At 51.6% G+C, this 22,941-nt stretch carries 21 protein-coding genes and 1 tRNA gene; 10 read left to right on the forward strand and 12 right to left on the reverse strand.

The features are described 5' to 3' along the window. Positions 1-4 precede the first annotated feature (4 nt). Positions 5-1,174 carry a CaiB/BaiF CoA-transferase family protein gene (locus tag ABJU74_RS11290; RefSeq protein WP_348384314.1) on the forward strand — a complete coding sequence of 390 codons (1,170 nt, stop codon included), beginning with the start codon at positions 5-7 and terminating at the stop codon, positions 1,172-1,174. Here the strand turns inward: ABJU74_RS11290 and ABJU74_RS11295 are convergent. Next, on the reverse strand, positions 1,171-2,535 hold the full coding sequence (locus ABJU74_RS11295) for a DEAD/DEAH box helicase (protein WP_348384315.1): 1,365 nt from the start codon (positions 2,533-2,535) through the stop codon (positions 1,171-1,173). The genes ABJU74_RS11290 and ABJU74_RS11295 overlap by 4 nt on opposite strands. 362 nt (positions 2,536-2,897) lie before the next feature. Between ABJU74_RS11295 and ggt the strand changes: the two genes are divergently transcribed. Next, positions 2,898-4,691, forward strand: a complete 1,794-nt coding sequence (ggt, locus tag ABJU74_RS11300) for a gamma-glutamyltransferase (protein ID WP_348384316.1) — start codon at positions 2,898-2,900, stop codon at positions 4,689-4,691. A 6-nt stretch (positions 4,692-4,697) separates the two neighbouring features. Here the strand turns inward: ggt and ABJU74_RS11305 are convergent, their stop codons facing one another. The 7 genes from ABJU74_RS11305 to ABJU74_RS11335 all read right to left on the reverse strand — a co-directional run bounded on the left by ABJU74_RS11305 (position 4,698) and on the right by ABJU74_RS11335 (position 10,153). After that, on the reverse strand, positions 4,698-5,360 hold the full coding sequence (locus ABJU74_RS11305; RefSeq protein WP_348384317.1) for a cytochrome b/b6 domain-containing protein: 663 nt from the start codon (positions 5,358-5,360) through the stop codon (positions 4,698-4,700). A 34-nt stretch (positions 5,361-5,394) separates the two neighbouring features. Then, positions 5,395-5,922 carry a cytochrome c gene (locus ABJU74_RS11310; RefSeq protein WP_348384318.1) on the reverse strand — a complete coding sequence of 176 codons (528 nt, stop codon included), beginning with the start codon at positions 5,920-5,922 and terminating at the stop codon, positions 5,395-5,397. Positions 5,923-6,018: 96 nt separating this feature from the next. After that, positions 6,019-7,179, reverse strand: a complete 1,161-nt coding sequence (locus tag ABJU74_RS11315; protein ID WP_348384319.1) for an acyl-CoA dehydrogenase family protein — start codon at positions 7,177-7,179, stop codon at positions 6,019-6,021. Beyond that, complete coding sequence (gene fghA / locus ABJU74_RS11320; RefSeq protein WP_348384320.1) at positions 7,179-8,042, reverse strand: S-formylglutathione hydrolase; 864 nt, start codon at positions 8,040-8,042, stop codon at positions 7,179-7,181. The genes ABJU74_RS11315 and fghA overlap by 1 nt, the downstream gene beginning before the upstream one ends. After that, on the reverse strand, positions 8,018-8,398 hold the full coding sequence (locus ABJU74_RS11325) for a VOC family protein (protein ID WP_348384321.1): 381 nt from the start codon (positions 8,396-8,398) through the stop codon (positions 8,018-8,020). Before ABJU74_RS11325 ends, fghA begins: the two co-directional genes overlap by 25 nt. Positions 8,399-8,418: 20 nt before the next feature. Further along, complete coding sequence (locus tag ABJU74_RS11330) at positions 8,419-9,528, reverse strand: S-(hydroxymethyl)glutathione dehydrogenase/class III alcohol dehydrogenase (protein WP_348384322.1); 1,110 nt, start codon at positions 9,526-9,528, stop codon at positions 8,419-8,421. Positions 9,529-9,607: 79 nt separating this feature from the next. Then, the gene (locus ABJU74_RS11335; RefSeq protein WP_348384323.1) at positions 9,608-10,153 is read right to left on the reverse strand and encodes a DUF6456 domain-containing protein; all 546 of its coding nucleotides are present in this window, start codon (positions 10,151-10,153) and stop codon (positions 9,608-9,610) included. A gap of 85 nt (positions 10,154-10,238) precedes the next feature. Between ABJU74_RS11335 and ABJU74_RS11340 the strand changes: the two genes are divergently transcribed. Then, positions 10,239-10,802 (forward strand): helix-turn-helix transcriptional regulator, encoded by a 564-nt coding sequence (locus ABJU74_RS11340; protein ID WP_348384324.1) that lies wholly within the window; start codon positions 10,239-10,241, stop codon positions 10,800-10,802. Between the two features lie 23 nt (positions 10,803-10,825). After that, the gene (locus ABJU74_RS11345; protein WP_348384325.1) at positions 10,826-12,001 is read left to right on the forward strand and encodes a glycosyltransferase; all 1,176 of its coding nucleotides are present in this window, start codon (positions 10,826-10,828) and stop codon (positions 11,999-12,001) included. On the opposite strand, the gene ABJU74_RS11350 is transcribed toward ABJU74_RS11345, so the two are convergent. Genes ABJU74_RS11350 through yajC form a run of 4 tightly spaced genes read right to left on the reverse strand, consistent with a single transcriptional unit; the run spans position 12,002 to position 15,354 of the window. After that, positions 12,002-12,382: an Mth938-like domain-containing protein gene (locus tag ABJU74_RS11350; protein WP_348384326.1), complete on the reverse strand. Its 381-nt coding sequence runs from the start codon at positions 12,380-12,382 to the stop codon at positions 12,002-12,004. A gap of 13 nt (positions 12,383-12,395) precedes the next feature. Next, positions 12,396-13,379: a protein translocase subunit SecF gene (secF, locus tag ABJU74_RS11355; protein ID WP_348384327.1), complete on the reverse strand. Its 984-nt coding sequence runs from the start codon at positions 13,377-13,379 to the stop codon at positions 12,396-12,398. Positions 13,380-13,391: 12 nt separating this feature from the next. Then, positions 13,392-14,996, reverse strand: a complete 1,605-nt coding sequence (secD, locus tag ABJU74_RS11360; protein WP_348384328.1) for a protein translocase subunit SecD — start codon at positions 14,994-14,996, stop codon at positions 13,392-13,394. Positions 14,997-15,024: 28 nt separating this feature from the next. Further along, entirely contained in the window at positions 15,025-15,354 is a 330-nt protein-coding gene (gene yajC, locus ABJU74_RS11365; protein ID WP_348384329.1) for a preprotein translocase subunit YajC, read from the reverse strand. Between the two features lie 300 nt (positions 15,355-15,654). Between yajC and ABJU74_RS11370 the strand changes: the two genes are divergently transcribed. The 6 genes from ABJU74_RS11370 to ABJU74_RS11395 all read left to right on the forward strand — a co-directional run bounded on the left by ABJU74_RS11370 (position 15,655) and on the right by ABJU74_RS11395 (position 22,919). Further along, a tRNA-Pro gene (locus tag ABJU74_RS11370) sits at positions 15,655-15,731 on the forward strand. 152 nt (positions 15,732-15,883) lie between these two features. After that, positions 15,884-16,753, forward strand: a complete 870-nt coding sequence (locus tag ABJU74_RS11375) for a helix-turn-helix domain-containing protein (protein ID WP_348384330.1) — start codon at positions 15,884-15,886, stop codon at positions 16,751-16,753. Positions 16,754-16,856: 103 nt separating this feature from the next. After that, positions 16,857-18,314, forward strand: coding sequence for a carotenoid oxygenase family protein (locus tag ABJU74_RS11380; RefSeq protein WP_348384331.1), 1,458 nt, complete (start codon positions 16,857-16,859; stop codon positions 18,312-18,314). Between the two features lie 10 nt (positions 18,315-18,324). After that, complete coding sequence (locus ABJU74_RS11385) at positions 18,325-19,554, forward strand: acetyl-CoA acetyltransferase (RefSeq protein WP_348384332.1); 1,230 nt, start codon at positions 18,325-18,327, stop codon at positions 19,552-19,554. Positions 19,555-19,576: 22 nt separating this feature from the next. Next, positions 19,577-20,440: a DUF1295 domain-containing protein gene (locus ABJU74_RS11390; protein ID WP_348384333.1), complete on the forward strand. Its 864-nt coding sequence runs from the start codon at positions 19,577-19,579 to the stop codon at positions 20,438-20,440. 139 nt (positions 20,441-20,579) lie between these two features. Further along, on the forward strand, positions 20,580-22,919 hold the full coding sequence (locus tag ABJU74_RS11395) for a transketolase (protein ID WP_348384334.1): 2,340 nt from the start codon (positions 20,580-20,582) through the stop codon (positions 22,917-22,919). The last annotated feature ends 22 nt before the right edge of the window (positions 22,920-22,941 follow it).

The following is a 22,941-nucleotide window of genomic DNA, read 5'->3' on the forward strand; positions in this document are numbered from 1 at the left end:
AAATATGGCCGGCTTTCCCTTAGAAGGGCTTAAAGTCCTCGATTTTTCGCGCGTCGTGGCTGGGCCCTATGCCACACGCATGCTGTCTGACCTCGGTGCAGAAGTTTTAAAGGTCGAACCACCTGAAGGCGATGTCACCCGCAAACTGGCCAAGCGCAAAAGCGGCGTGAGCGGCAATTATTTGCAGCTCAATATCGGTAAACAGAATATCTGTCTGGATCTCAAAGCCGAGGGTGCGCCATCCCTGGTTCGAAAACTGGCGGCAGAAGCGGATATTGTCGTGGAAAATTTTCGTCCCGGCATCATGGATAAATTCGGAATTGGCTGGAACGATCTTTCACAGGTTAACCCGCGTCTTATCATGCTTTCCATATCGGGCTATGGCCAGAATGGTCCGGAAAGAGAAAAAGCAGCCTATGCGCCCGTGCTCCACGCCGAAATGGGGCTTATTGCTCGGCAAGCGCAAATGAGCGGCGGCCATCCAACCGATATCCAATTCGCCATGGCAGACAGCTATAGCTCTCTCCATGGCATAATTGCGATCCTGTCCGCTTTGCGAAATTTGGATCAAACCGGAGAAGGCCAACATATTGATTTGGCTATGCTCAATGTTTTGCATTCCGCCGATGACTATGCCCATTTTGCATTGGATGATATTTGGCCAAAACCGCCAGAAACATTGGTTTGGGAAGCACCAGAACAGCGACAAATATTGATCACAGGTGATATGAAATGGCTGTGGTTGATGTTCTCCTCCAAAGATAATTTGCAAGACCCAACACCGCCTGACGCCGATATCGCCACCAAGATCACGTTACGGCGCGAGGCAATGGAACAGCATATCTTGTCGCACGATAGCTTTGATGCGCTCACGGCGACATTGGACCGGTTAAATCTGGCTTGGGGAGAAGTGCATCCCTTCGGTCCGGATGTATATGATCAACCTAGCATCGAAGCCTTGGGTACAATTGTCGAGGTCACTGATGATGAAGGCAATGCCCGGCGTACCGTCCAATCGCCCTATCGATTTTCTAAATCCAAAAGCGGCATAGACAGCAGCGCCAAAACGGCGAAGCGCGGTGAGCATAATGTCACCGCGCTACAAAATTGGCTCAACCTATCGGATGACGAAATTCATCAGCTCACACAATCGAAAGCGCTGCGTGACGATTAAGCGTCGCTTTTGCGAGCCTGACGCCGTTTGAACGATTTGGCGCTGTTGTTCCAATGCTTGGGCCCACCGCTCTTGCCTTTTGAACCGGGACCGCCGCGACCACCGCCGGGTCTACCTTTTCGCGCACTATGCTTATTTTTTGATGGCCCGCCGCGCGTCGGTTTTGCGCCATATTTCTTTGGTTTTTGGCCGTAAATCCGCGGTGCAACTTCTTCACGAGGTGGCTCATCATAGCCTTCAGGCAAAGCTATAACCTGCGGCTTCACACCGGTTAACTTCACAACGTCGCGCAGAAATTGCCGTTCATCCGGCGCGACCAGTGAATAAGAAATTCCGGACGCTCCGGCTCTTGCGGTTCGACCAATACGGTGCACATATTGTTCGGGCACATTGGGCATATCGAAATTAATCACATGGGTGACGCCATCAACATCAATACCGCGTGCGGCAATATCGGTGGCTACCAATATATTAATCTTGCCTTTGCGAAAATCACCCAAGGCGCGTTCCCGCTGTGGTTGGCTTTTATTCCCGTGAATGGCGGCGCTATGAATACCAACGGCCATCAGGTTTTTCACAACCTTGTCAGCCCCATGTTTCGTCTGCGTAAAGACGAGCATATGATCCGGATTTTCTTGGTTCACAAAATCTTTGAGTAAGCGCTGCTTGTCTTCTTGATTGATATAGGTGACCCGTTGATCGACCCGTTCCGCAGTGGTTGATTGAGGTGCAACGGACACTTGAACCGGATTGGTCAGAAACTGATCGGCCAATTGTGAGATTGTTTTGGGCATGGTGGCCGAGAAAAACAGACTTTGGCGCTGCTTGGGCAGCAACGGCACAATTTTCTTCAAGGGGACAATGAAGCCAAGATCGAGCATCTGATCCGCTTCATCGAGAACCAATATTTCAACCTTGCTCAGGTTCAAGTAGCGCTGATCGACAAGATCCAGCAGTCGCCCGGGGGTTGCAACCAGTATATCGACGCCGCGTTCCAAAATCCGCCGCTGCCGATTAATCGGAACGCCGCCAAAGGCCGATGTTACATACATGCCCAAACCTTTGGAATAACCCACCATACTGTCAGCAATTTGGCGCGCCAGCTCACGGGTCGGAGCGAGCACCAACATCCGGCATTCGAAACGACCCGGTTTGCGCTTGTTACCCAGCAAATGGTGAATGGAAGGCAAGGAAAAGGCTGCGGTCTTGCCGGTACCGGTCTGGGCGATCCCGAGAATATCTTTCTTTTCCAGCGCCGGGGGAATGGCTTGCTGCTGAATCGGAGATGGTGTTGTATAGCCGCCTTCTGTGACGCGCGTTAAAATTGGTTTCGCTAGAGCGAAATCAGAAAATTTAGTCAAAAATAATACCTTAAAATAGGGCAGCGTGTGATACCACACAGCTTCAAAGCCATGCGCGTGTCCGCCGTCGGTTAAGACGACCCGCGTGATCAGGCTGCCGAGAATTGAGAAGCAATAAGGCGATGATTCGAGATGATCATGCCATCTCTCACGCAGAATATTCGCCAGACAAGTTTCTGTCTTTGCTGCATTGCAACATAGTTAGTAATGATATTAAGTCAAGTCTGTTCACCCCATCAGCACCCGCTTCTATTCGTTATAATTGATGACAGATAGACTTGATGCAGAAAACAGACTGGCTAGAGTGCAATTTCTTATTTGCTGCTTCAAGCCTGTGCAGCCCCAGCTATCGAGGTCGTTCCATGTTCAAAACTTTATTTCCCGCCGCCTGTGCTCTGATGCTCACCGCTGTTCCTGTTTCTGCACAACCGCAAGAAGCGGGGGCCACAAAACCGGTTCTCGATATCGGTGGCGGTGGTCGTCCGGTTGGCGAAGCTTGGTCTCGCAGCCCAATATATGCCGCTAATGGCATGGCAGCCACAGCCCATCCGCTGGCCAGTCAAATAGCGATAGATACGTTGAAAAAGGGCGGCTCTGCCGTCGATGCCGCTATTGCCGCCAACGCGGCTTTAGGACTGATGGAACCAACGGGAAATGGCATCGGCGGGGATATATTTGCGATTATCTGGGATCCGAAAACCAAAAAACTATACGGTTTAAATGGCTCCGGCAAAAGCCCTATGGGCACATCTTATAAGAAGTTTAAAAAGCAGCTAGACGGGCGCAGCTCGATACCGCCCTTTGGTCCGATGCCGGTGACCGTTCCTGGAACCGTCGACGGTTGGTTTGAATTGCATGGCCGCTTTGGCAAATTGAGCATGGCCGATATTCTCGCTCCCACGATAGCCTATGCGCGAGATGGCCATCCCATCGCACCGGTAATCGGCTATTATTTCGGGCGTAATCTTGTCCGGTTCGAAGAAAATCTCGAAATGATTGGCGAGTTTGACAATGCCCGCGCCACATTTTTTGCTAATGGTGCTCCGAAAGAAGGAGAGATTTTCAAAAACCCTGATTTGGCCGATACGCTCAACAAAATTGCCATGGGTGGAAGAGATGCTTTTTACAAAGGCGAAATCGCGCGGACCATGGATCAATATTTCAAACGGATCGGCGGCAATTTGCGCTATGCCGATTTCGCGGCCCATAGCAGCAAATGGGTCCAACCAGGCTGCGTTGCCTATCGCAAAGGTTTTGAACTATGTGAGCTCCCGCCCAATAGCCAAGGCTATGCTGCACTACAAATGACGAATATTCTCAAGAATATCGACTTAGCGCAATATCCTCGGGGCAGTGCCGAAGTCCTGCATTATATCACCGAAGCCAAAAGACTGGCTTTTGAAGATGTCGCGCGATTTTACGCTGATCCCGATATGTCGCCGGCACCGCTAAAATGGTTGCTCTCAGACGCTTACGGGAAACAGCGTTTTGCATTGATTGATCCCACAAAAGCATCGCCGGAATTTGGTCCGGGAGAGCCCAAGCTCGAGGGTGAAGGCGATACAACTTATCTCACCGTCACCGACAAAGACGGAATGATGGTTTCGCTCATCCAATCCAATTATCGCGGCATGGGCAGCGGGCTGGTTGCCGATGGTCTGGGTTTCATGTTCCAAGATCGCGGCGAACTCTTTTCACTGGATCCCAAACACCCCAATGTCTATGCACCTGGAAAACGGCCTTTCCAGACCATCATCCCTGCCTTTATGACAAAAGATGGCCAGCCGTTTATGTCTTTCGGGTTGATGGGCGGAGGCATGCAACCGCAAGGGCATGTTCAAATCATGATCAACATGGTCGACTATGGTATGAATTTGCAGGAAGCCGGCGATGCGGCTCGTCTCAATCATGATGGTGGACGGCAACCCACGAATGATCTGGCTGGAACGGGCGCTGATTTGCTCGGCACGCTTCATGTCGAACCGGGCATTTCGCAAACGACCATTGATCGCCTGACCGCCATGGGTCACAAAGTCAAAGTCGTCAGCAACGGAGCTATGTTCGGCGGCTATCAGGCGATTGTCCGAGATCCCGAAACCGGTGTGTATCATGGCGCCACAGAAATGCGCAAAGACGGCCAAGCGCTAGGCTATTAAATTCGCTCAGCCCAATCTGGTCACGCCATAAACGCCCGCCAAGGCAACCGCGATGCCGATCGCCAGTTCCCAGACATGCACAACAATGGTCGTCGGTGCCTGGATATCCGAGCGCATACCGGTCACCATGGGCCGAATGAGGTCGTTTTTGAACAACCAGCGATATACGGCGATAGCCGAAATATGAAGGGCAATGAAAATCACAAGAAGATCGAAATTGAGTTCGTGAATATCGGCGAGCTCTCGCCCTGTTTTAAAGGCAACCAATGTCGCCAATGGCCCCGATTCCAAGCCATCGACATCAACCGAAAACAGCCCGGTTGTCACTTGAACCGACAATAGTCCCAGCAATGCAATGACACTTAAAGTCCCAAGCGGACTGTGACCAAAAGACGGTTCGTGATTGCCGGCGACAAGATTTTTCAAATATGATGGCAAGGATAATAGCTGCCGGAGCATGGGAAGGAATCGCGCAGTCCATGTACCGACCACGCCCCACGTCAGGCGAAAGAGAAGCAGAGCAAACATCGTCAATCCGAGACGCTTGTGCCAGTCCATTAACCCTTGATCGGCGGTCCACCATAGCGCTGGAACGATCAGCACAATCAACCAATGAAACAAACGAACAGTCCAGTCCCAAATTCTCGTTTGTGCCTGGCCGTCGTTCATAGCCTGTCCGCTAACAATAATTTAAAAGCGCTGATTAGTCGTCGAGACGATAATCGTCATGACAGGCTTTGCAGGTTCCGCCTGTGGCTTTAAAGGCTTCGCCAACAGCCACCACATCACCGCTTTGAGCCGCGACATTTAATTGGGCTGCTGCGTCTTTCATATTCCCAACCTTCTCTTGGAAGTCGGCCATATTTTCCCAGATAGAGGGTAGAGCATCCGTTTCGACTCCGGATTCCGGACCACTGCCTTCCGGCCACCAATCCGCCATGTCTTGGGTCGCTTCTGGAACCGCTGCTGCCGCTTCCTGAATGATTGCTATATCCGGGCTATCCGCTTTGAGCTGATCGCTAATCGCTTTGAACGCTTCGCCGACTTTTTCCAGCTGGCCTTGACGGGCTTCAATCTGTTGCTGAACGGTCATTCCATTGGGCAAAGGTGCACTAGCCGCTTCGCTGGTGGCGTCCGACGTTGCATCCGATCCGCCGGTTTCGCCGCATGCGCTGAGCATGAGGACGGTCGCAATAGCTGGAACGGCAATGTTTACCCGTGGAAATTTCATCAAGGCCTCCTAGTTTAAGTTTCATCCCAATCCGATGTGGGAGCAAAGATAATTATAGCAAAACCAATCGATTATCCAGCGCCAATCGGGACAAGGTCAGTAAGAGCGCGGCAATTTCAAAACATGTTCTGCCAGATAGGACAGGATCAAGTTGGTCGATATCGGCGCTATTTGATAGAGCCTGGTCTCTCGCCATTTCCGTTCAATGTCATAGTCTTCGGCAAAAGCGAAACCGCCATGGACTTGCATACAGGATTCTCCCGCCGCCCAAGACGCCTCAGATGCCAGCATTTTTGCCATATTGGCTTCGGCAGCCATATTTTCACCGGCATCAAATAGTCCAGCGGCTTTTCGGACCATTAAATCGGCGGCCTCGGTCTGGGCATAGCTGCGAGCAATGGGAAATTGCACGCCTTGATTTTGACCGATAGGCCGGTCGAAAACCTCGCGTTCGCTGGCATATTGAGACGCTTTGGCGGTGAACCATCGAGCATCCCCGATACATTCCGCGGCGATTAGCACGCGTTCCGCATTCATGCCGTTGAGAATATAGCGCAGCCCCTTGCCCTCTTCACCGATAATATTTTCGGCCGGAACGCGCAATTCATCAAAATATACTTCGGTCGTGCTGTGATTTATCATGGTCCGGATGGGTTTAATCGTCAGACCATTGCCAACAGCTGTGCGCATATCGACGAGAAAAACGGAAAGGCCATCGGTCCGCTTCTTCACCTGATCCAAGGGCGTAGTTCGCGCAAGCAATACCATAAGATCGCTATATTCTGCGCGGCTCGTCCAAACTTTCTGGCCATTAATGACATAATTGTCACCATCACGAACAGCGGTTGTTTTCAATCCCAACGTGTTGGTTCCACTGCCTGGCTCGGTGACACCAAAAGCCTGTAGCCGCAATTCCCCGGTTGCAATTTTGGGGAGATATTGTTGCTTTTGGGAATTACTCCCATCGCGCAAAATTGTACCCATGATATACATTTGGGCATGGCAGGCACTGGCGTTGCATCCGCTGCTATGAATTTCTTCCAAAATTGCCGCAGCCGCCGAAAGCCCCAACCCGCTACCGCCATATTCTTCCGGAATTAACGCGGCGAGAAAACCGGCTTTGGTCAAGGCCTCGACAAATTCCTTCGGATAAGCACGATCGCGATCTTTTTGCCGCCAATAGCTGCCAGAAAAATCGCCACATAATGTTCGCACGGATTCTCGGATTTGTGCGATTTCGGCCGTGTCATGCCACATTAAAGCCGCTCCGCATGCCAGCGCAAATGGTCATCCATGAAGGTTGAAATGGTAAAATAGCTATGGTCATATCCTTCTCGCATATTGAGCGTCAGAGGAATAGCGGCCCGTTTGCAAGCGGCCACTAGCAAATCTGGTTTCAGCTGTTCTTCTAGAAACTGATCCGCCCCGCCTTGATCAATCAAAATATCCCGGACACGCGCGCCATCGTCGATCAGCGCGCAGCTGTCATAGTTTCGCCAGGTGGCCCGATCAGGACCCAAATAGCCACCCAGCGCCTTATGTCCCCACGGACATTCGCTGGGCGCAACAATAGGGGCAAAAGCCGACACGCTTTTAAAGCGGTCGGGATTTCTGAGCGCCATGGTGAGCGCCCCGTGCCCGCCCATGCTGTGACCAAAAATAGCCTGGCGCGTCATATCAACGGGGAAATGCTGTTCTATAAGAGCCGGTAATTCGGTTTCTACATAAGCTCGCATTCGAAAATGTTTCGCCCATGGTTGCTCAGTGGCATCAACATAAAAGCCTGCGCCCTGCCCCATGTCATAGCTGTCATCATCTGCAACTTGCGCACCGCGCGGGCTGGTATCGGGACAGACAATCATCAGACCCAAGGCGTTGGCCAACCGCCTATATTCGCCTTTGTCCATGACATTGGCGTGGGTACAGGTCAGTCCAGATAGATACCACAAAACGGGCAATTTATCGCCAGGCTGATGTTCCGGCACAAAAACAGCAAACGTCATCTCGGTTTGCGTTTCGGCGGAGGCATGGGTGTAAACCCCCTGCAGTCCGCCGAAACACTTATTCTCTGATACAGTCTCCACAGCGAGCAGCGTCACTTCATCTGATGAAGCGCGCATAATTTATTGCCGGACGGATCACGAAGATAGGCGAGATACAATTTCCCGAGGCCGCCTTCACGCACTCCTGGAGGATCTTCGATTGATGTCCCCCCATTGGCCAAACCGGCAGAATGCCAAGCATCTGCTGTCTCAGGATCTTTCGCAGTAAAGCCAACCGTACTGCCATTGCCGCACGTCGCTGGCTCGCCATCTATCGGCGGAGAGATCGAAAAAATACCGGTTTCCGTGAACCAAAAAATACGCCCCTTGTCATCGGGAGTGCCCGCAGGATAACCCATGGCTCCTAAAATTGCGTCGTAAAATGTCTTCGACGCCGCGATGTCATTCGCGCCGACCATGATGTGACTGAACATTATATTCTCCCTGTCAAAATTTAAAAAACTACGACGCTGCGAATGCTTTCACCCGCATGCATCAAATCAAAACCCTTGTTAATATCTTCCAGTGGCAAACTGTGTGTGATCATCGGATCAATTTCGATTTTTCCGTTCACATACCAATCGACAATTTTTGGAACATCCGTGCGGCCTTTCGCTCCGCCAAAGGCTGTGCCTTTCCAAACGCGTCCCGTGACCAATTGAAACGGCCGTGTCGACACTTCTTTGCCGGCCTCGGCAACACCGATAATGATGCTTTCTCCCCACCCGCGATGGCACGCTTCCAGAGCCTGCCGCATGACCTCGGTATTTCCGGTACAATCAAATGTATAGTCCGCGCCGCCATCAGTTAATGCAACCAGATGTTCAACAATATCGCCTCTAGTTGTCTGCGGATTGACAAAATCCGTCATCCCAAACTTACGGCCCCAAGCCTCTTTATCTGCATTGAGATCGACGCCGATAATTTTGTCCGCTCCGACCAGTCGCGCACCTTGAATAACATTCAGCCCGATACCGCCCAGCCCGAAAACAATTACATTTGAGCCCGGTTCGACTTTCGCCGTATTGGTTACGGCACCGACACCGGTAGTAACGCCGCAGCCAATATAACAGCTCTTGTCAAACGGTGCATCGGTACGGATTTTCGCAACGGCTATCTCGGGAACCACGATGAAATTGGAGAAGGTGGAGCAACCCATATAATGATAAATCGTCTCCCCTTTGTAAGACATGCGGCTAGTGCCATCCGGCATCAAACCTTGGCCCTGGGTAGCACGGATGGCGGTGCATAAATTGGTTTTGCCGCTCAGACAGCTTTTACATTGCCGGCATTCCGGAGTGTATAGAGGAATAACATGGTCATCCGGTGCAACCGACTCTACGCCCGCACCGACTTCACGGACAATGCCAGCGCCTTCATGACCCAACACGCTGGGAAACTTGCCTTCGCTATCCAGACCATCCAGCGTGTAAGCATCGGTATGGCAAATTCCTGTTGCCATAATCTCGACCAAAACCTCACCGGCTTTCGGGCCTTCCAAATCCAGTTCCACAATTTCCAAAGGTCTTTTGGCTTCAAAGGCAACGGCCGCACGGGTTTTCATGAGGTATTTTTCCTGGCGATTGATTCTGCTGCAGACCTTATCTGATCGTCCGCTGCAATCAACCGCCTTTCGGTGTTCCTTAAGGTGGCTTGGAACATCCTTCATCTTCCGGCAGTCGGTAAAAATCAGCAAGCCGGTCCAGTGCGATTTTCAGCACCAGCTTCCCCGACCGAGCAGGCCAACCGAGATGCTTTTCCGCTACGGGCACGCCTTCACCGGCGCAGATAACCCGCCAAGCAATATCGCAAAGATCATCTCCCAAATGAACCAATGCCTCATTAAACCGCCGTTTCGCAGCTATTTGTTGCTCCGTAGGATCAAGAGATTCGGGCATTTGGCGTCTCTTGGCCTTGGGCGTCATCATATCCCAACGCATGGTTACACTCGGCGCCAAATGCGCTCGCTCCCAATCTGCGCGCAATTTTTCACCACCGTCCAATTGCCGAGTGGTCAGATGCCCGCGGCTGTAAAGCCATAATATGGGTGATTCACTTCTGTTGACGGTTACGCTGCGGACACGACGCCTTTTTGCCTTGGATGATCTTCGAGGCCGACCGTCTTGCGGCAGCGCTTGTTCTGCTAAGTCCCGTGGATCCACAAAATCTTGAGATTTGATCGATGGCATATTTTTTGCTCCTGCTGTACACGGAAACTTCTTGCCATTTTGGCGATATTGTAGGAAAGAAAAAACCATATAGGTTGGAGATATTATGATCAATCGCATCAGAGATGTTCGCAAAGCCAAAGGTCTCACCCTGGAAGATGTCGCCAATCGTTGTGTGCCAGTCACCACGGCGCAAACCATTGGTCGCTTGGAAACCGGCATGCGTACCTTGTCGCTCAACTGGCTTAATCGCATTGCCAATGCCTTGGATGTAGATAGCGCAGAACTGCTGGCCTTACCGGATCAGGATGAGTTGCCGATCGCTGCCATTTTGGATCACAAAGGGGCGCATGCGCTCAAAAAGCCGCAGAGCCTGTCACAACCCACTATCGAGACAGCTATGGTCGCCTTGCGCGTAAAGAGCAGTCTCGGCGACTATCGAGCGGGTGATGACGTATGGTTGTCGCGGCGCACTCCGGATCAGTTTAGTGCGGCGCTCAACCGCGATATTTTGGTTCCCCGTCCGGCGGGTCGATTTCTGTTTGGCCGGCTCATTGGACGCGAAGGCGATATGATACAGATTTTACCGTTGGGCAGCGGTGCCCGGCAACAGATTGTTAAAGATCCGGAATGGATTGGTGTAGCAGTGCGGCTGGTAAGGGCCCTTTAAGGGCTTATTGCTAGGATAATTTCATGGTACGCCCGCTCCACATATTGACTTTGTCGACATTATTTCCGAACGACCAATCGCCCAATTTCGGTATTTTCGTGGAACGGCAAACCGCCGAATTGGCCAGTCGTCCAGAAGCGGACGTGCGCATTATCAACCCCATCGGAATAGCCCCCGCACCACTCAAATTTCTGCCCCCCTATCCGGCATTGCGTAACTTGGCGGATTTTGAACTGTGGCACTCGCTTCCGGTTTATCGGCCGCGCTTTACCTTGATCCCCAAATTTGGCGGAGCGTCCAATCCAGCGCGCATTGCAAAAGCGATTTTACCGCTTGCGGAACGGCTGCACAAAGAGAAACCTTTCGATCTGATCGACGCCGAGTTTTTTTACCCTGATGGTCCAGCGGCAATGCATTTAGCGGCTTCGCTCAACATTCCCTTTACCATCAAAGCTCGCGGTGCAGATATCCATTATTGGGGCAGCCAGTCGCAGTGCCGGCCCCAAATATTGGCGGCTGCACAAAAAGCATCCGGCTTGCTAGCCGTCTCGCAAGCGCTCAAACAAGACATGATTGCGCTGGGCATGGATAGCCAGAAAATCACGGTCCATTATACCGGTCTTGATCGCGACAAGTTTAAGCCCGTCGATCGCCTCGTCGCCAAAAAGAAACTGAAGGTGAAAGGCCCACTTTTCATTTCAGTGGGCGCTCTGATCGAGCGCAAAAACCAAGCTCTGGTTATCCAGGCCATGACAGCCATTCCGAGCGCGACATTGATACTTGCCGGTTCGGGTGACCAAGAAAAATCCTATCGCGCGCTGGCTCAAAAATTGGGCGTTACAGACCAGGTTCGGTTTCTTGGCAATGTCCCTCATGATGCATTGCCGGAATTGGTTGCAGCAGCCGATATCGCAATTTTGCCCTCAAAATCAGAAGGCCTCGCCAATGCATGGGTGGAAGCGCTTTCCTGTGGCACGCCGATTATCATCAGCAATGCCGGTGGCGCCAAGGAGTTGATCGCTACGGGCCAAGCGGGACGCATTGTTGATCAAAATAGCAAAGCCATCATCGCAGCTATCCAAGAAATTCTCGCTAATCCGCCGCCGCAGCAAGCGGTTCGCGCATCAGTAGATCAGTTTAGTTGGCAGAATAACGGGGATATTTTGATCAATTTCTTTACCGACATCATCAAGCGCTGATCAGCGCAGCGGCAGAAATGCGCCAATAATCCAGCGCTCTTCTGCCCGCAAAACACCCCAGGCCCGGGCTGCTGCACGGCTGTCCATAACTTCTATACCCAATTGCAAGGCATCGGCAGCCCGCCGAAAAGCAGCCGGCGGCTGCTCCATTTTTGCGCCGCTGCCAAAGAGCAGAAATTCCGGCCCCGGTGATAGATTAAGAGCCGCGATAATCGCCGAAAGATCTAAAGAATCAGGTTTGGACGCTGTCCAATCTAGCGCCTGTTGCGGTGAAATAAGCAATCCATTGTCAAAACGCTGCTCGCCAATTTTAAAGCCGCCGGGGGTAAATCCAGTGACCACAGGCCCTTCAAATTTAACATCCCGTCTCAGCTCAACCATGATTGTTCAACCATTAGCCGACTTCTTCGGATCCGCCAATTTTCTCAGCCTTGGCGCCAGCTGCCTCGGGTGGAATGAAGCTGTCTGGTCCAACCTTCAACCAAATTAAGATCGGGGCTGCCATATAGACCGAAGAATAGGTTCCAATCAGAACGCCCAAGAACATGGCGGTGGCAAATCCGAAAATCACATCCGGCCCCCAAATGATCAGGGCGACCAGCGCAACCAACATGGTCAAGCTCGTCATTACTGTGCGCGCTAGCGTTTCATTGACTGACAAATCGAGCAGAGCGATAATATCCATCTTGCGATATTTTTTAAGATTTTCTCTGATCCGGTCATAGACAACGATGGTATCATTTAACGAATATCCGATAATCGTCAGCAAAGCCGCCACGATATTGAGATTAAATTCCAATTGCGTCAGCGCGAAAAAGCCGAACGTCAAGGCAACATCATGGAACAAGGCAAACAATGCCCCGACACCAAATTGCCACTCAAATCGAATCCAGATGTAGAGCGTAATCGCCACCATCGCGCCGATTAGCGACCAGACACCCTTGGAGAGCAGCTCTTCCGACACTTTACCAGAGACAGAATCAACTCCATCAATGCGGACATCGGCATAATCTGCTTTCAGCATGCCGGTAATTTCATCTGCCATTGTATTAGCCAGTTCCGGGTCTTGCCCGGAACCAGTTGGCAGTTTCATTCTTATCGACACTTCATTGGGTTCCCCGAAACGTTGGATCGTAGGATCACCATAGCCCAGCGCTCCAACCTTTTCGCGCAACTCCGTGATCGGCGCGTCTTGCGTTTCGGTAAATGTGGTGCGGATCATCTGTCCACCCACAAAGTCGACCCCGAAATTCAGTCCACGCTGCGCGACCAGCGCCATCGAACCGATGATCATCAAAATGCTGATGGCCACGGCGATATTGCGCCATTTCAAAAACCCAATGTTGGTATCGTCAGGAACAAGTTTGAGAAGTTTCATTATCATTCCCTCCTATATGACCAGCTCTTGGGGACGGGTCCGGCGCAGCCAAAGCGCAACGAGCATCCGCGTCACCACCACTGCAGTAAATACCGATGTCACGATTCCGATGATGAGAACCACGGCAAAGCCGCGAACTGGTCCGGATCCAAAGATAAACAAGAGCAATCCGGCAATCACATTGGTGATATTCGCATCGAAAATGGCGCGAGACGCTTCTTTATAGCCAACCTCGACAGCTTGGACCACGCGCCGGCCGCGCCTGCGTTCTTCGCGGATACGCTCATTAATCAGCACATTGGCATCAACCGCGGAACCGACGGTCAAGATAAACCCGGCAATACCGGGGAGCGTCAAAGTCGCATTAAACATCGCCATCACGCCCAAGATCAGAAACAGGTTCAACGTCAGCGCGAAATTCGCATAAAAACCAAATCGGCCGTAAGTAATGACCATGAAGGCCAACACTGCCGCCGTACCGATAATTGCTGCAATCATCCCCTTGCGAATGGAATCAGCGCCGAGATCCGGACCGACCGTACGTTCCTCGACAACCTGCAGTTCAACCGGCAAAGCACCAGAGCGCAAAGCAATTGACAGCTGATTGGCTTCTTCTACCGTGAAATTCCCAGAAATCTGGGCCGACCCGCCCAATATCGGTTCGTTGATATTGGGGGCAGATAGCACCACACCGTCCAATATAATGGCAAACGGGCGGCCGACATTATTTTGCGTTAAGCGCGCAAATCTTGCGCCGCCTTCCGTGTCAAAAGTGATATTGACTACTGGTGCATTGGTATCTTGATCAAAACCTTGTCCCGCATCGGTTAGCTTGTCACCCGAAATACCGCCCAATCGCTTGACCGCAATATTCGGTAAGCCAGCGGGATTGTCAGGATAGGGAAATATCTGGCTGCCAACGGCGGGGCGTCCTGCGGCAACTGCATTGGGGTCGGCTTCAAAGTCGACCAGTTTAAAGTCCAGCTTGGCGGTTTTGCCGAGCAGCTCTTTCAGCGCTTCGGGATCTTCTAGACCGGGAACCTGCACCACGATCCGTGTATCGCCTTGGCGGATGATGGTCGGCTCTCGCGTGCCCATTTCATCGATCCGGCGGCGAATAACATCAGTCGCTGTGTCCATGGCATTATCAACAGCGCTATCGAGCCCTGCAGACGTTGGTGACACCACAAACCGCGTGTCATCGCGCACTTCGATATCCCAGTCTCGTTGTCCGGTCAGGCCAGCGCCCGTGGTCAAGGGCAACAAGACTTCTCGCGCGGCATCCACTTGGGTGGAATCGCGAACCATGAACGACAATACACCATCTTTGCGGGAGATATCCCCGATATTAATGCGCGGATTGGCCCGTCGCATTTCTGCGCGGACCGATTCTTCCATAGTTTCCAAGCGCGTCTCGCCAACATCAGCAGGGTCCGCTTCCAAAAGGATATGGCTACCACCGGACAAATCCAATCCGAGATTAATGGTCTCATCGGGAAGGAAGCCCGGCCAATATTTATGGCTTTCACCGACCAGCAAGCTTGGCAGCGACATCAGCACGCCAAAAGCCAGTAGCAGTGAAATCGAAATGACTTTCCAACGCGGGAAATCTAACATCGTAAAACTATCCGTTCCCTAAACAGGTTTAATCGTTGGCCGCTTTGCCGCTACCACGTGGCGTGACGTCCGACAACGTAGCCTTAACCGCCTTCACGCGCACACCCTTGGCAATTTCGATTTCGACATATTCGTCATCCACTTTCATTGCCTTGCCGACGAGGCCGCCGCCCGTAACCACCTGGTCATTTTTCTCCACCGCACCAATTTTGGTTTGATGCTCTTTCATTTTCTTTTGCTGTGGACGGATGAGCAGAAAATAGAAAACCGCAAAAATCAAAACCAACGGCATGATAGAAACCAGAAAACCGCCCGCTCCGCCGGAAGCCGCTTGTGCCGTCATCAAAAGTGAAGTCATTTCAATATCCCCAATTAAGCAGCCCAATTTTTGGGCCGACAAACCGCCAAATCCATTCTTGCAAAAGGCCGTTTGATAATGCTGCGCGCGCCTATCATGCAGTCCCCGTGAAAGCAAATTCTTAGCAGAATAACTGCCACAAGCCGGAACGGATCGTAAAACTTATCCGATAAATGGGAGACCAAGAGGGGCAGATCAAGGGTCAAAATGGTTCGCAGTGATTGATCATCCAAAGAGCTTGCCAAGAAAGTCCGAGCGCCATATAGGCGCTGGCTCGGGTGGCATTGCCATTCCGACGGTCGGGACGTAGCGCAGCCTGGTAGCGCATCACACTGGGGGTGTGGGGGTCGGAGGTTCGAATCCTCTCGTCCCGACCAATTAAATCAAATAGTGTCATTTTCCAACGAATACCAAGTCAACTCTTTGATTTTAAGGGTTTCGTCTTTAGAAGAGTATGATGCCAACCCGTTCTTCTGTCTCGAATACTGCCATGATCAGGACATGCTCAATCTGGCGATCTTTGGAAATATTGGGTGACACACCAACATTGCTCATCTTGGAATCTATGTGGTTGGGTTCGACTCGGTTCAAACAGTTAAAAGAGCGTACAGGTTTACAAAAAGCGCTGCTTTCCAATCGGTTGCAGCGGTTGATCAAAAATGGTGTGCTGCGTAAAGGCACTGCAGAAGGCGGCTCGAAACATCTTGCCTATCGCTTGACCGAAAAAGGGGTCGACCTGTTTCCCACCGTTTTGACTCTCTATGTCTGGGAACGGAAATGGGGATCCGCTGACAGCCGGCTCAACTTGCAATTGCGCCACGACGCATGCGGCGCGCCCTTGCATCCTGTGCCGGTTTGCCAATCCTGCGGAGAGATATTTAATCTGCAGCATGTCTCCTTTGTCGAAGGACCGGGCTTGGGGTTGATGCCGGCCTCTTATAGCCGGCGGCGCAACCAAGTAACCTTTCAATCTGACCAACCTTCTTTGCTCAGGGGGTCGGTGGAGATATTGGGCGACCGTTGGTCTGCTCTAATTATGCGGGCAATTTTTACCGCCCTGCGCCGCTTTGATGAAATTCAGGACGATACCGGGGCGTCACCTGCGATTATTTCAGACCGGCTGAAAAAGTTGGTCGCCACTGGCGTGCTTAAGACCAAACCCTATCAACAGCATCCCGTTCGCAACGAATATTTTCTGACTGCAAAGGGCTTGGAATATTACGCCGTGATCATGATGCTGATGCTTTGGGGGGATAAATATTATGGCGCTACGGAAGGCCCTCCGGTTATTCTAACCCACAAAAGCTGCGGCGCCCATCTCGTGCCCAAAATAGCATGTAAAAATTGTGATGCTCCGGTCACGCCTCAAAATGTCTCGATTATCAGCGCCGGCGGCTGATCTTTCAATGCTTATGCTTCCATAAATTCGGTTGACGATTGCCGCGCTATCGGCTTTTAAGCAGTGACTTTAATAAACATACCAAAATATGGAGCCTTGCCCCTTGTCCCGATCCCCTGCTGCTATCAAGACCACGCTGTCCGCCAATGACCATCCTTATTTAAACGGTGCCTGGACGCCGAATTTTGAAGAACATGACAGCAAATCGCTGGAAGTCATCGGCGAAATTCCGACTGACATAGAGGGGATTTACGTCCGCAATACCGAAAACCCTGTACATGATTCAATTGGCCGCTATCACCCGTTTGACGGCGATGGCATGTTGCACATGATACAATTGTCCGATGGCAAAGCCGCTTACAAAAACCGATTCATTCGCACCCGCGGTTTCGAAGCGGAGCAAGAAGCTGGCCGCTCGTTATGGATTGGTTGCATGGGCAATCCCAAAAAGTCGGAACGCGCCGGTTGGGGAGCGCATGGCCATATCAAAGACAGTTCATCCACCGATGTGATTGTCCACGCTGGCAGTATTTTGTCGACCTTCTGGCAATGCGGTGAAGGCTATCGTCTCGATCCAGAAACACTGGAGACACTGGGCATAGAAGGCTGGGCACCGATTGACGGTATTTCAGCTCACCCCAAATTGGATCCAAAAACCGGCGAACTGATGTTTTTCAACTATTCGACCCACGCCCCCTATATGCATTATGGGGTTGTTGGATCCGACAATAAGCTAAAACATTATATTCCGGTCGAATTGCCCGCGCCTCGCCTGCCGCATGATATTTGCTTTTCGGCAAACTATTCCATTCTCAATGATTTTCCGATGTTCTGGCCGCAAGCCGCGATTGACAACGGCTTTTATATTCCGGTCTTTGACAAGACTAAAAAATCTCGTTTTGCGGTCGTCCCGCGCCTTGGAAATCCCGAAGACATTAAATGGTTTGAAGCTGAATCCACCTATGTACTGCATTTCATGAATGCCTTTGAAGACGGCAATGAACTGGTGATGGATGGATATTTCCAGCAAGATCCGCGTCCCGATCCGCTGCAATCTATGCCCGATGCTTATAAGGCCATGGGGTCCAATCTTGATCTGCATTCGCTGAAAACCCATTTGCATCGTTGGCGTTTCAATCTGGAAACTGGCGCGACATTGGAAGAACGTCTTTATGATGACGAGATTGTCGAGTTTGGGACGATCAATCCAGCCGTAGCCGGACAAAAACATCGTTACATTTACAGTGTGACCGGCGAAAATGGCTATTTTCTATTCACCGGCATGATTAAACATGATCTGGAAACCGGCCAGAACCAACATTATCCATTTGGGCCTGGTCGCTATGGATCAGAAGCACCATTTATTGCCCGAAAAAATGCCAAATCGGAAGATGATGGCTATTTGATTAGTTTCATTACGGACATGAATCTGAACCGCTCAGAATGCGTAATCATGGACGCAAAAAATCTCGAGGCTGGCCCAATTTGCCAGATCATATTGCCTCACCGCATTTGTAGTGGCACACATGCCGTATGGGCAGACGCCAGTGAATTGCGCTAGAGGGGGAAATATGTCTCGGAAAATCTACGTTCTTGGCGGCCATCAAACCGATTTTGCGCAAAACTGGACGCGGCAGAATCTGTCACTTTTCGATCTATTTTCAACATCCGTTCTTGCGGCTCTGGAAGAGACCCAATTGGAACCCAAAGATATAGAAGTAGGCCATGTTGGGAATTTTGTGGCCGAACTGTTTACCGGCCAAGGCATGCTTGGCGGCTTTTTCGGTCATGTGCACAAAGATTTCTCGGGAATGCCCGCTTCGCGCCACGAAGGCGCCTGCGCATCGGGCTCGCTAGCAATATTGGGTGCGATGACTGATATTGAAAGCGGGCGTTATGATCTGGCTTGTGTCGCGGGTGTTGAACTCATGCGCAACGTTTCGGGCGGACAAGCAGCAGATAATCTTGGCGCCGCCATTTATGTCGGGGAAGAAGGACAGGATGCCAAATATATATGGCCCGCCATGTTTTCCGACCTCGCCGAAGAATATGATAAGAGATATGGATTGCGCCATGAACATTTGATGGAAATCTCGAAAATCAATTTTGACAATGCCCGGCGCAATCCCAATGCACAAAGTCGAGACTGGAATTTCAGCGACAAGAGTTTTACCCAGGATGATGACCATAATCCGGTCATCGAAGGTTGGATGCGGCGTCAAGATTGCGGACAGGTATCCGACGGAGCCGCCGTGGTGATTTTGGCCTCGGAAGAGCGCGCCAAACGCTATGCCGATGCCCGAGGCATTGCGCTGGAATCGCTCCCACAGATCAAAGGCTGGGGACACAGCACCGCGCCGATGTTGATGCGCACAAAATTAGCCGACAGCGTGAATGACAATTACATATTGCCGTGGACACGCAAAGCTATTGCCGATGCCTATCACCGGGCAGGCATAGCCGGCCCCGAGCAACTGGATGCGATTGAAACGCACGATTGCTTTTCGGTGACCGAATATATGGCAATCGAACATTTCGGAATTACCGCGCCGGGCGAGGCTTGGAAGGCTATTGAAGAAGGCGTGATCGGCTTTGACGGGCGCCTGCCGATCAACCCTTCCGGCGGTTTGATTGGTATGGGGCACCCGGTCGGAGCAACCGGTGTTCGGATGATGTTGGACGCCGCCAAGCAAGTCACAGGGACAGCCGGAGACTATCAAGTAGAAGGCGCCAAAACCGTCGGCACTTTTAACGTCGGAGGTTCGGGGACAACAAACTGTTCCTTCGTCGTCGGCACGTAGCGCAATATAGGGGAATAGGGCCATGAACGGGAAGATTGTAATCGGGCTATGCATATCAGTGGCATTGGGCCTTCTTGTTGCGATCGCCGGCAGTTACGGTGGCCAATCATGGGGCGCGATGCCCATATTCTTGCTTTGCGGCATTTTAGCCTTTGCTATCAATTGGCTGGCCTTCATTCCTGCTAATATTGCGCAGACAGAGAAATTTTATGATCTCACCGGCTCCATCACTTATGTCACGGTCATGCTGGTGGCGTGCCTGCTATCGGCGCCACTGGATTTGCGGTCCACGATAGTCGCAGCCATGGTGATGATCTGGTCCTTGCGGCTCGGATCCTTTTTGTTTCTGCGAATCAAGGCCGATGGTCGCGACGAGCGGTTCGACAAAATCAAAATCTCGCCGCCCCGCTTCTTTTTAACCTGGACCTTGCAGGGTCTCTGGGTGCTGTTCACTGCCGCGAGCGCCTTGGTCATCATTACCAATGCCGTGCGCCTTCCACTCGACATATTTGCCTATATCGGATTCGCTTTATGGCTAGTTGGTTTTGCCATTGAAGCGATAGCAGACAAACAAAAACGCACCTTTCGAAAAGATCCGCAGAATAAGGGGCGGTTTATTGCAACCGGTCTTTGGGCCTGGTCACGACACCCTAATTATTTCGGTGAGATCATATTATGGGCAGGCATTACTGTGGCCTCCTTGCCGCTTTTATCAGGCTGGCAATGGGTTACCATTATATCTCCGATATTTGTCACCATCCTGCTTATGAAAATTAGCGGTGTGCCCAAATTAGAGGCCGCAGGACAGAAAAAATGGGGTCAAGATCCCGACTATATTGCTTATTGTCAGTCGGTCCCGATTTTGGTTCCCAAGCCGCCTAAATAGTTAACGACTCGAGCTGGGCTATACACCGGCAAGATGCAATTCCATTTGTTCGATGGTTGGACAAACTCTCGCTCTCCTCATGGTATCGCGCATCGGGTGAAGCTATAGAGTGGTTAAACCTATTGGGATAACCAGAATCATGACCACCAAAACCAATATCAAAACTTCCGATGAAATGGAGATGCTGGAACTGCTCGAATCCCGGTTGCGCTGGCTATCGTCATGGACAGTGCACAATGCCAATCACATTCGTGAGAAACGAGATGGTCTCAAGGTTGGCGGCCATCAAGCAAGCTGTTCATCAATGACAGCGATTATGGCGGCGCTTTATTTTCACGCCTTGCGGCCGCAAGACAAGGTCGCCGTCAAACCCCATGCCGGCCCGGTCCTGCATGCGATTCATTATTTGCTCGGCAATCAAACCCGAGAAAAGCTGGATCGGTTTCGGGGGCTGGGCGGCGTGCAAAGCTATCCATCGCGGACAAAAGACACCATCCCGGTTGACTTCTCGACGGGTTCGGTAGGCCTCGGTGTGGCAATTACGGCTTTTTCCAGCCTGATGCAGGATTATCTCATCGCGCATGGCCAGATGGAAGAAAATGAAGCCGGCCGGATGATCGCCTTAATGGGCGATGCCGAATTGGACGAAGGCAATATCTACGAATGTCTCATTGAAGCCTATAAGCATAATATCCGTAATTGTTGGTGGGTGGTTGATTATAACCGTCAATCGCTCGACAGCACCACAGCGGATAGGATGTTCAGGCGCTTTGATGATATATTTGAAACCTGTGGTTGGCGGGTCGTCACGTTAAAATATGGGAAGCGACAGCAAGCCGCTTTCAAGAAACCGGGCGGCAAGACGCTGGAACAATGGATAGACAGCTGTCCCAATGCCGATTTTGCGGCACTAACCTATCAAGGCGGCGCAGCATGGAGGGAACGTTTGCTGGCCGATATCGGCAAAAAACCCAATGTCAAAAAACTAATATCCAGCTTTGATGATGATGCACTTGCCAACCTGATGACCAATTTGGGTGGGCATTGTGTGGAGACTTTGTCTGAAGCCTTTGATCGCTGTGATGATGACCGTCCCACTTTGTTTATTGCCTATACCGTTAAGGGCTTCGGCTTGCCGCTAGCAGGCCACAAAGACAATCATTCCGGCATGATGAATCCAACGCAAATGGACGGATATCGCAAAAGCTTAGGCATTGCTGAAGGCGCAGAGTGGGATGCCTATGGCGGCTTGGGTGACAATGCCGCCGCGCAGCTCAAAGCCTTTGTTGAAAACAGCGCGATGGCCAAGAAAAATGGCGAAAGCAAAGCCGAACAAATACCGGTCCCGGCACGTTTTGCAACGCCGAGTGGCGATGCCCAATCGACACAGGCCGCCTTTGGCAAAATATTACTCGACCTCGCCAAATCGGGCGATGCCATTGGCGATCGGATCGTCACCACCGCCCCGGATGTCACCCAGACCACCAATCTCGGCGCTTTTGTTAATCAGCGCGGACTTTTTCGACGCCAAGAAGTGGCGGACGTCTTTCAGCAAGCCAAAATCCCATCTGCTCAGAAATGGTCGGCCCATGCCGCTGGACAGCATATTGAACTGGGCATTGCCGAGAATAATTTCTTTCTGATGCTGGCTTCTATGGGATTAACAGCACCGCATTTTGGTACGCGTTTATTGCCGGTTGGAACCGTCTATGATCCATTTATCGCACGCGGGCTCGATGCACTTAACTATGCTTGCTATCAAGATTCTCGATTCCTGCTGGTCGGGACGCCATCAGGTCTCACACTGGGCCCAGAAGGGGGCGCGCACCAGTCGATCAACACGCCTTTAGTTGGCATGGGACAGCCAGGTCTGGTTTATATGGAGCCGGTTTGGGCTGATGAGGTGGCCGTGATGATGCGTTGGGCATTTGACCATATGCAACAGGAAGATGGCAGCTCGGTATATTTACGGCTCAGCACCCGGTCCATCCCGCAGATTGAGCGCGACAATGACCATTGGGAGGCCGATGCGCTCAAAGGGGCCTATTGGTTACGCGAACCCGCACCCGGGGCGGCTGCAGCAATTGCTTTTACCGGCGCAATCGGTCCAGAAGTTCTGCGGGCCTATGATGCTCTTGTTGCGGATATTCCCGGTTTGGGCGTCCTCAATGTCACCTCTCCAGATTTACTCCATCGGGGATGGTCGGACCAACGCGCCGCGCGCTGGCAGGGGCAAGATCTATATCCTTGCCATGCCAAAAAAATGCTTGATCAATTGTCACCAGACGCGGGACTGATCACTATTCTCGATGGATCGCCATCAGCCCTGTCATGGCTGGGCGCGGTCAATGGCCTCACGGTTAGCCCTTTGGGCACAGATCGCTTTGGCCAAACCGGAGATCTTCCTGATTTGTATAACCAATATCGGATCGACGAGACTGCGATTATCGAAGCGGCGGCAGAACTATTTTTATCGTAGCCGATCCCGATTATAATTGCCG

The organism is Parasphingorhabdus sp. (genome assembly GCF_039982415.1).
Classification (GTDB): Bacteria; Pseudomonadota; Alphaproteobacteria; order Sphingomonadales; family Sphingomonadaceae; genus Parasphingorhabdus.

Bases quoted from the DNA above. Each gene is read 5' to 3' on its own strand.
- ABJU74_RS11290 (WP_348384314.1), top strand. From the start codon at position 5: ATGGCCGGCTTTCCCTTAGAAGGGCTTAAAGTCCTCGATTTTTCGCGC.
- ggt (WP_348384316.1), top strand. From the start codon at position 2,898: ATGTTCAAAACTTTATTTCCCGCCGCCTGTGCTCTGATGCTCACCGCT.
- ABJU74_RS11305 (WP_348384317.1), bottom strand. From the start codon at position 5,360: ATGAACGACGGCCAGGCACAAACGAGAATTTGGGACTGGACTGTTCGT.
- ABJU74_RS11310 (WP_348384318.1), bottom strand. From the start codon at position 5,922: ATGAAATTTCCACGGGTAAACATTGCCGTTCCAGCTATTGCGACCGTC.
- ABJU74_RS11315 (WP_348384319.1), bottom strand. From the start codon at position 7,179: ATGTGGCATGACACGGCCGAAATCGCACAAATCCGAGAATCCGTGCGA.
- fghA (WP_348384320.1), bottom strand. From the start codon at position 8,042: ATGCGCGCTTCATCAGATGAAGTGACGCTGCTCGCTGTGGAGACTGTA.
- ABJU74_RS11325 (WP_348384321.1), bottom strand. From the start codon at position 8,398: ATGTTCAGTCACATCATGGTCGGCGCGAATGACATCGCGGCGTCGAAG.
- ABJU74_RS11330 (WP_348384322.1), bottom strand. From the start codon at position 9,528: ATGAAAACCCGTGCGGCCGTTGCCTTTGAAGCCAAAAGACCTTTGGAA.
- ABJU74_RS11335 (WP_348384323.1), bottom strand. From the start codon at position 10,153: ATGCCATCGATCAAATCTCAAGATTTTGTGGATCCACGGGACTTAGCA.
- ABJU74_RS11340 (WP_348384324.1), top strand. From the start codon at position 10,239: ATGATCAATCGCATCAGAGATGTTCGCAAAGCCAAAGGTCTCACCCTG.
- ABJU74_RS11345 (WP_348384325.1), top strand. From the start codon at position 10,826: ATGGTACGCCCGCTCCACATATTGACTTTGTCGACATTATTTCCGAAC.
- ABJU74_RS11350 (WP_348384326.1), bottom strand. From the start codon at position 12,382: ATGGTTGAGCTGAGACGGGATGTTAAATTTGAAGGGCCTGTGGTCACT.
- secF (WP_348384327.1), bottom strand. From the start codon at position 13,379: ATGAAACTTCTCAAACTTGTTCCTGACGATACCAACATTGGGTTTTTG.
- secD (WP_348384328.1), bottom strand. From the start codon at position 14,996: ATGTTAGATTTCCCGCGTTGGAAAGTCATTTCGATTTCACTGCTACTG.
- yajC (WP_348384329.1), bottom strand. From the start codon at position 15,354: ATGACTTCACTTTTGATGACGGCACAAGCGGCTTCCGGCGGAGCGGGC.
- ABJU74_RS11385 (WP_348384332.1), top strand. From the start codon at position 18,325: ATGTCTCGGAAAATCTACGTTCTTGGCGGCCATCAAACCGATTTTGCG.
- ABJU74_RS11390 (WP_348384333.1), top strand. From the start codon at position 19,577: ATGAACGGGAAGATTGTAATCGGGCTATGCATATCAGTGGCATTGGGC.
- ABJU74_RS11395 (WP_348384334.1), top strand. From the start codon at position 20,580: ATGACCACCAAAACCAATATCAAAACTTCCGATGAAATGGAGATGCTG.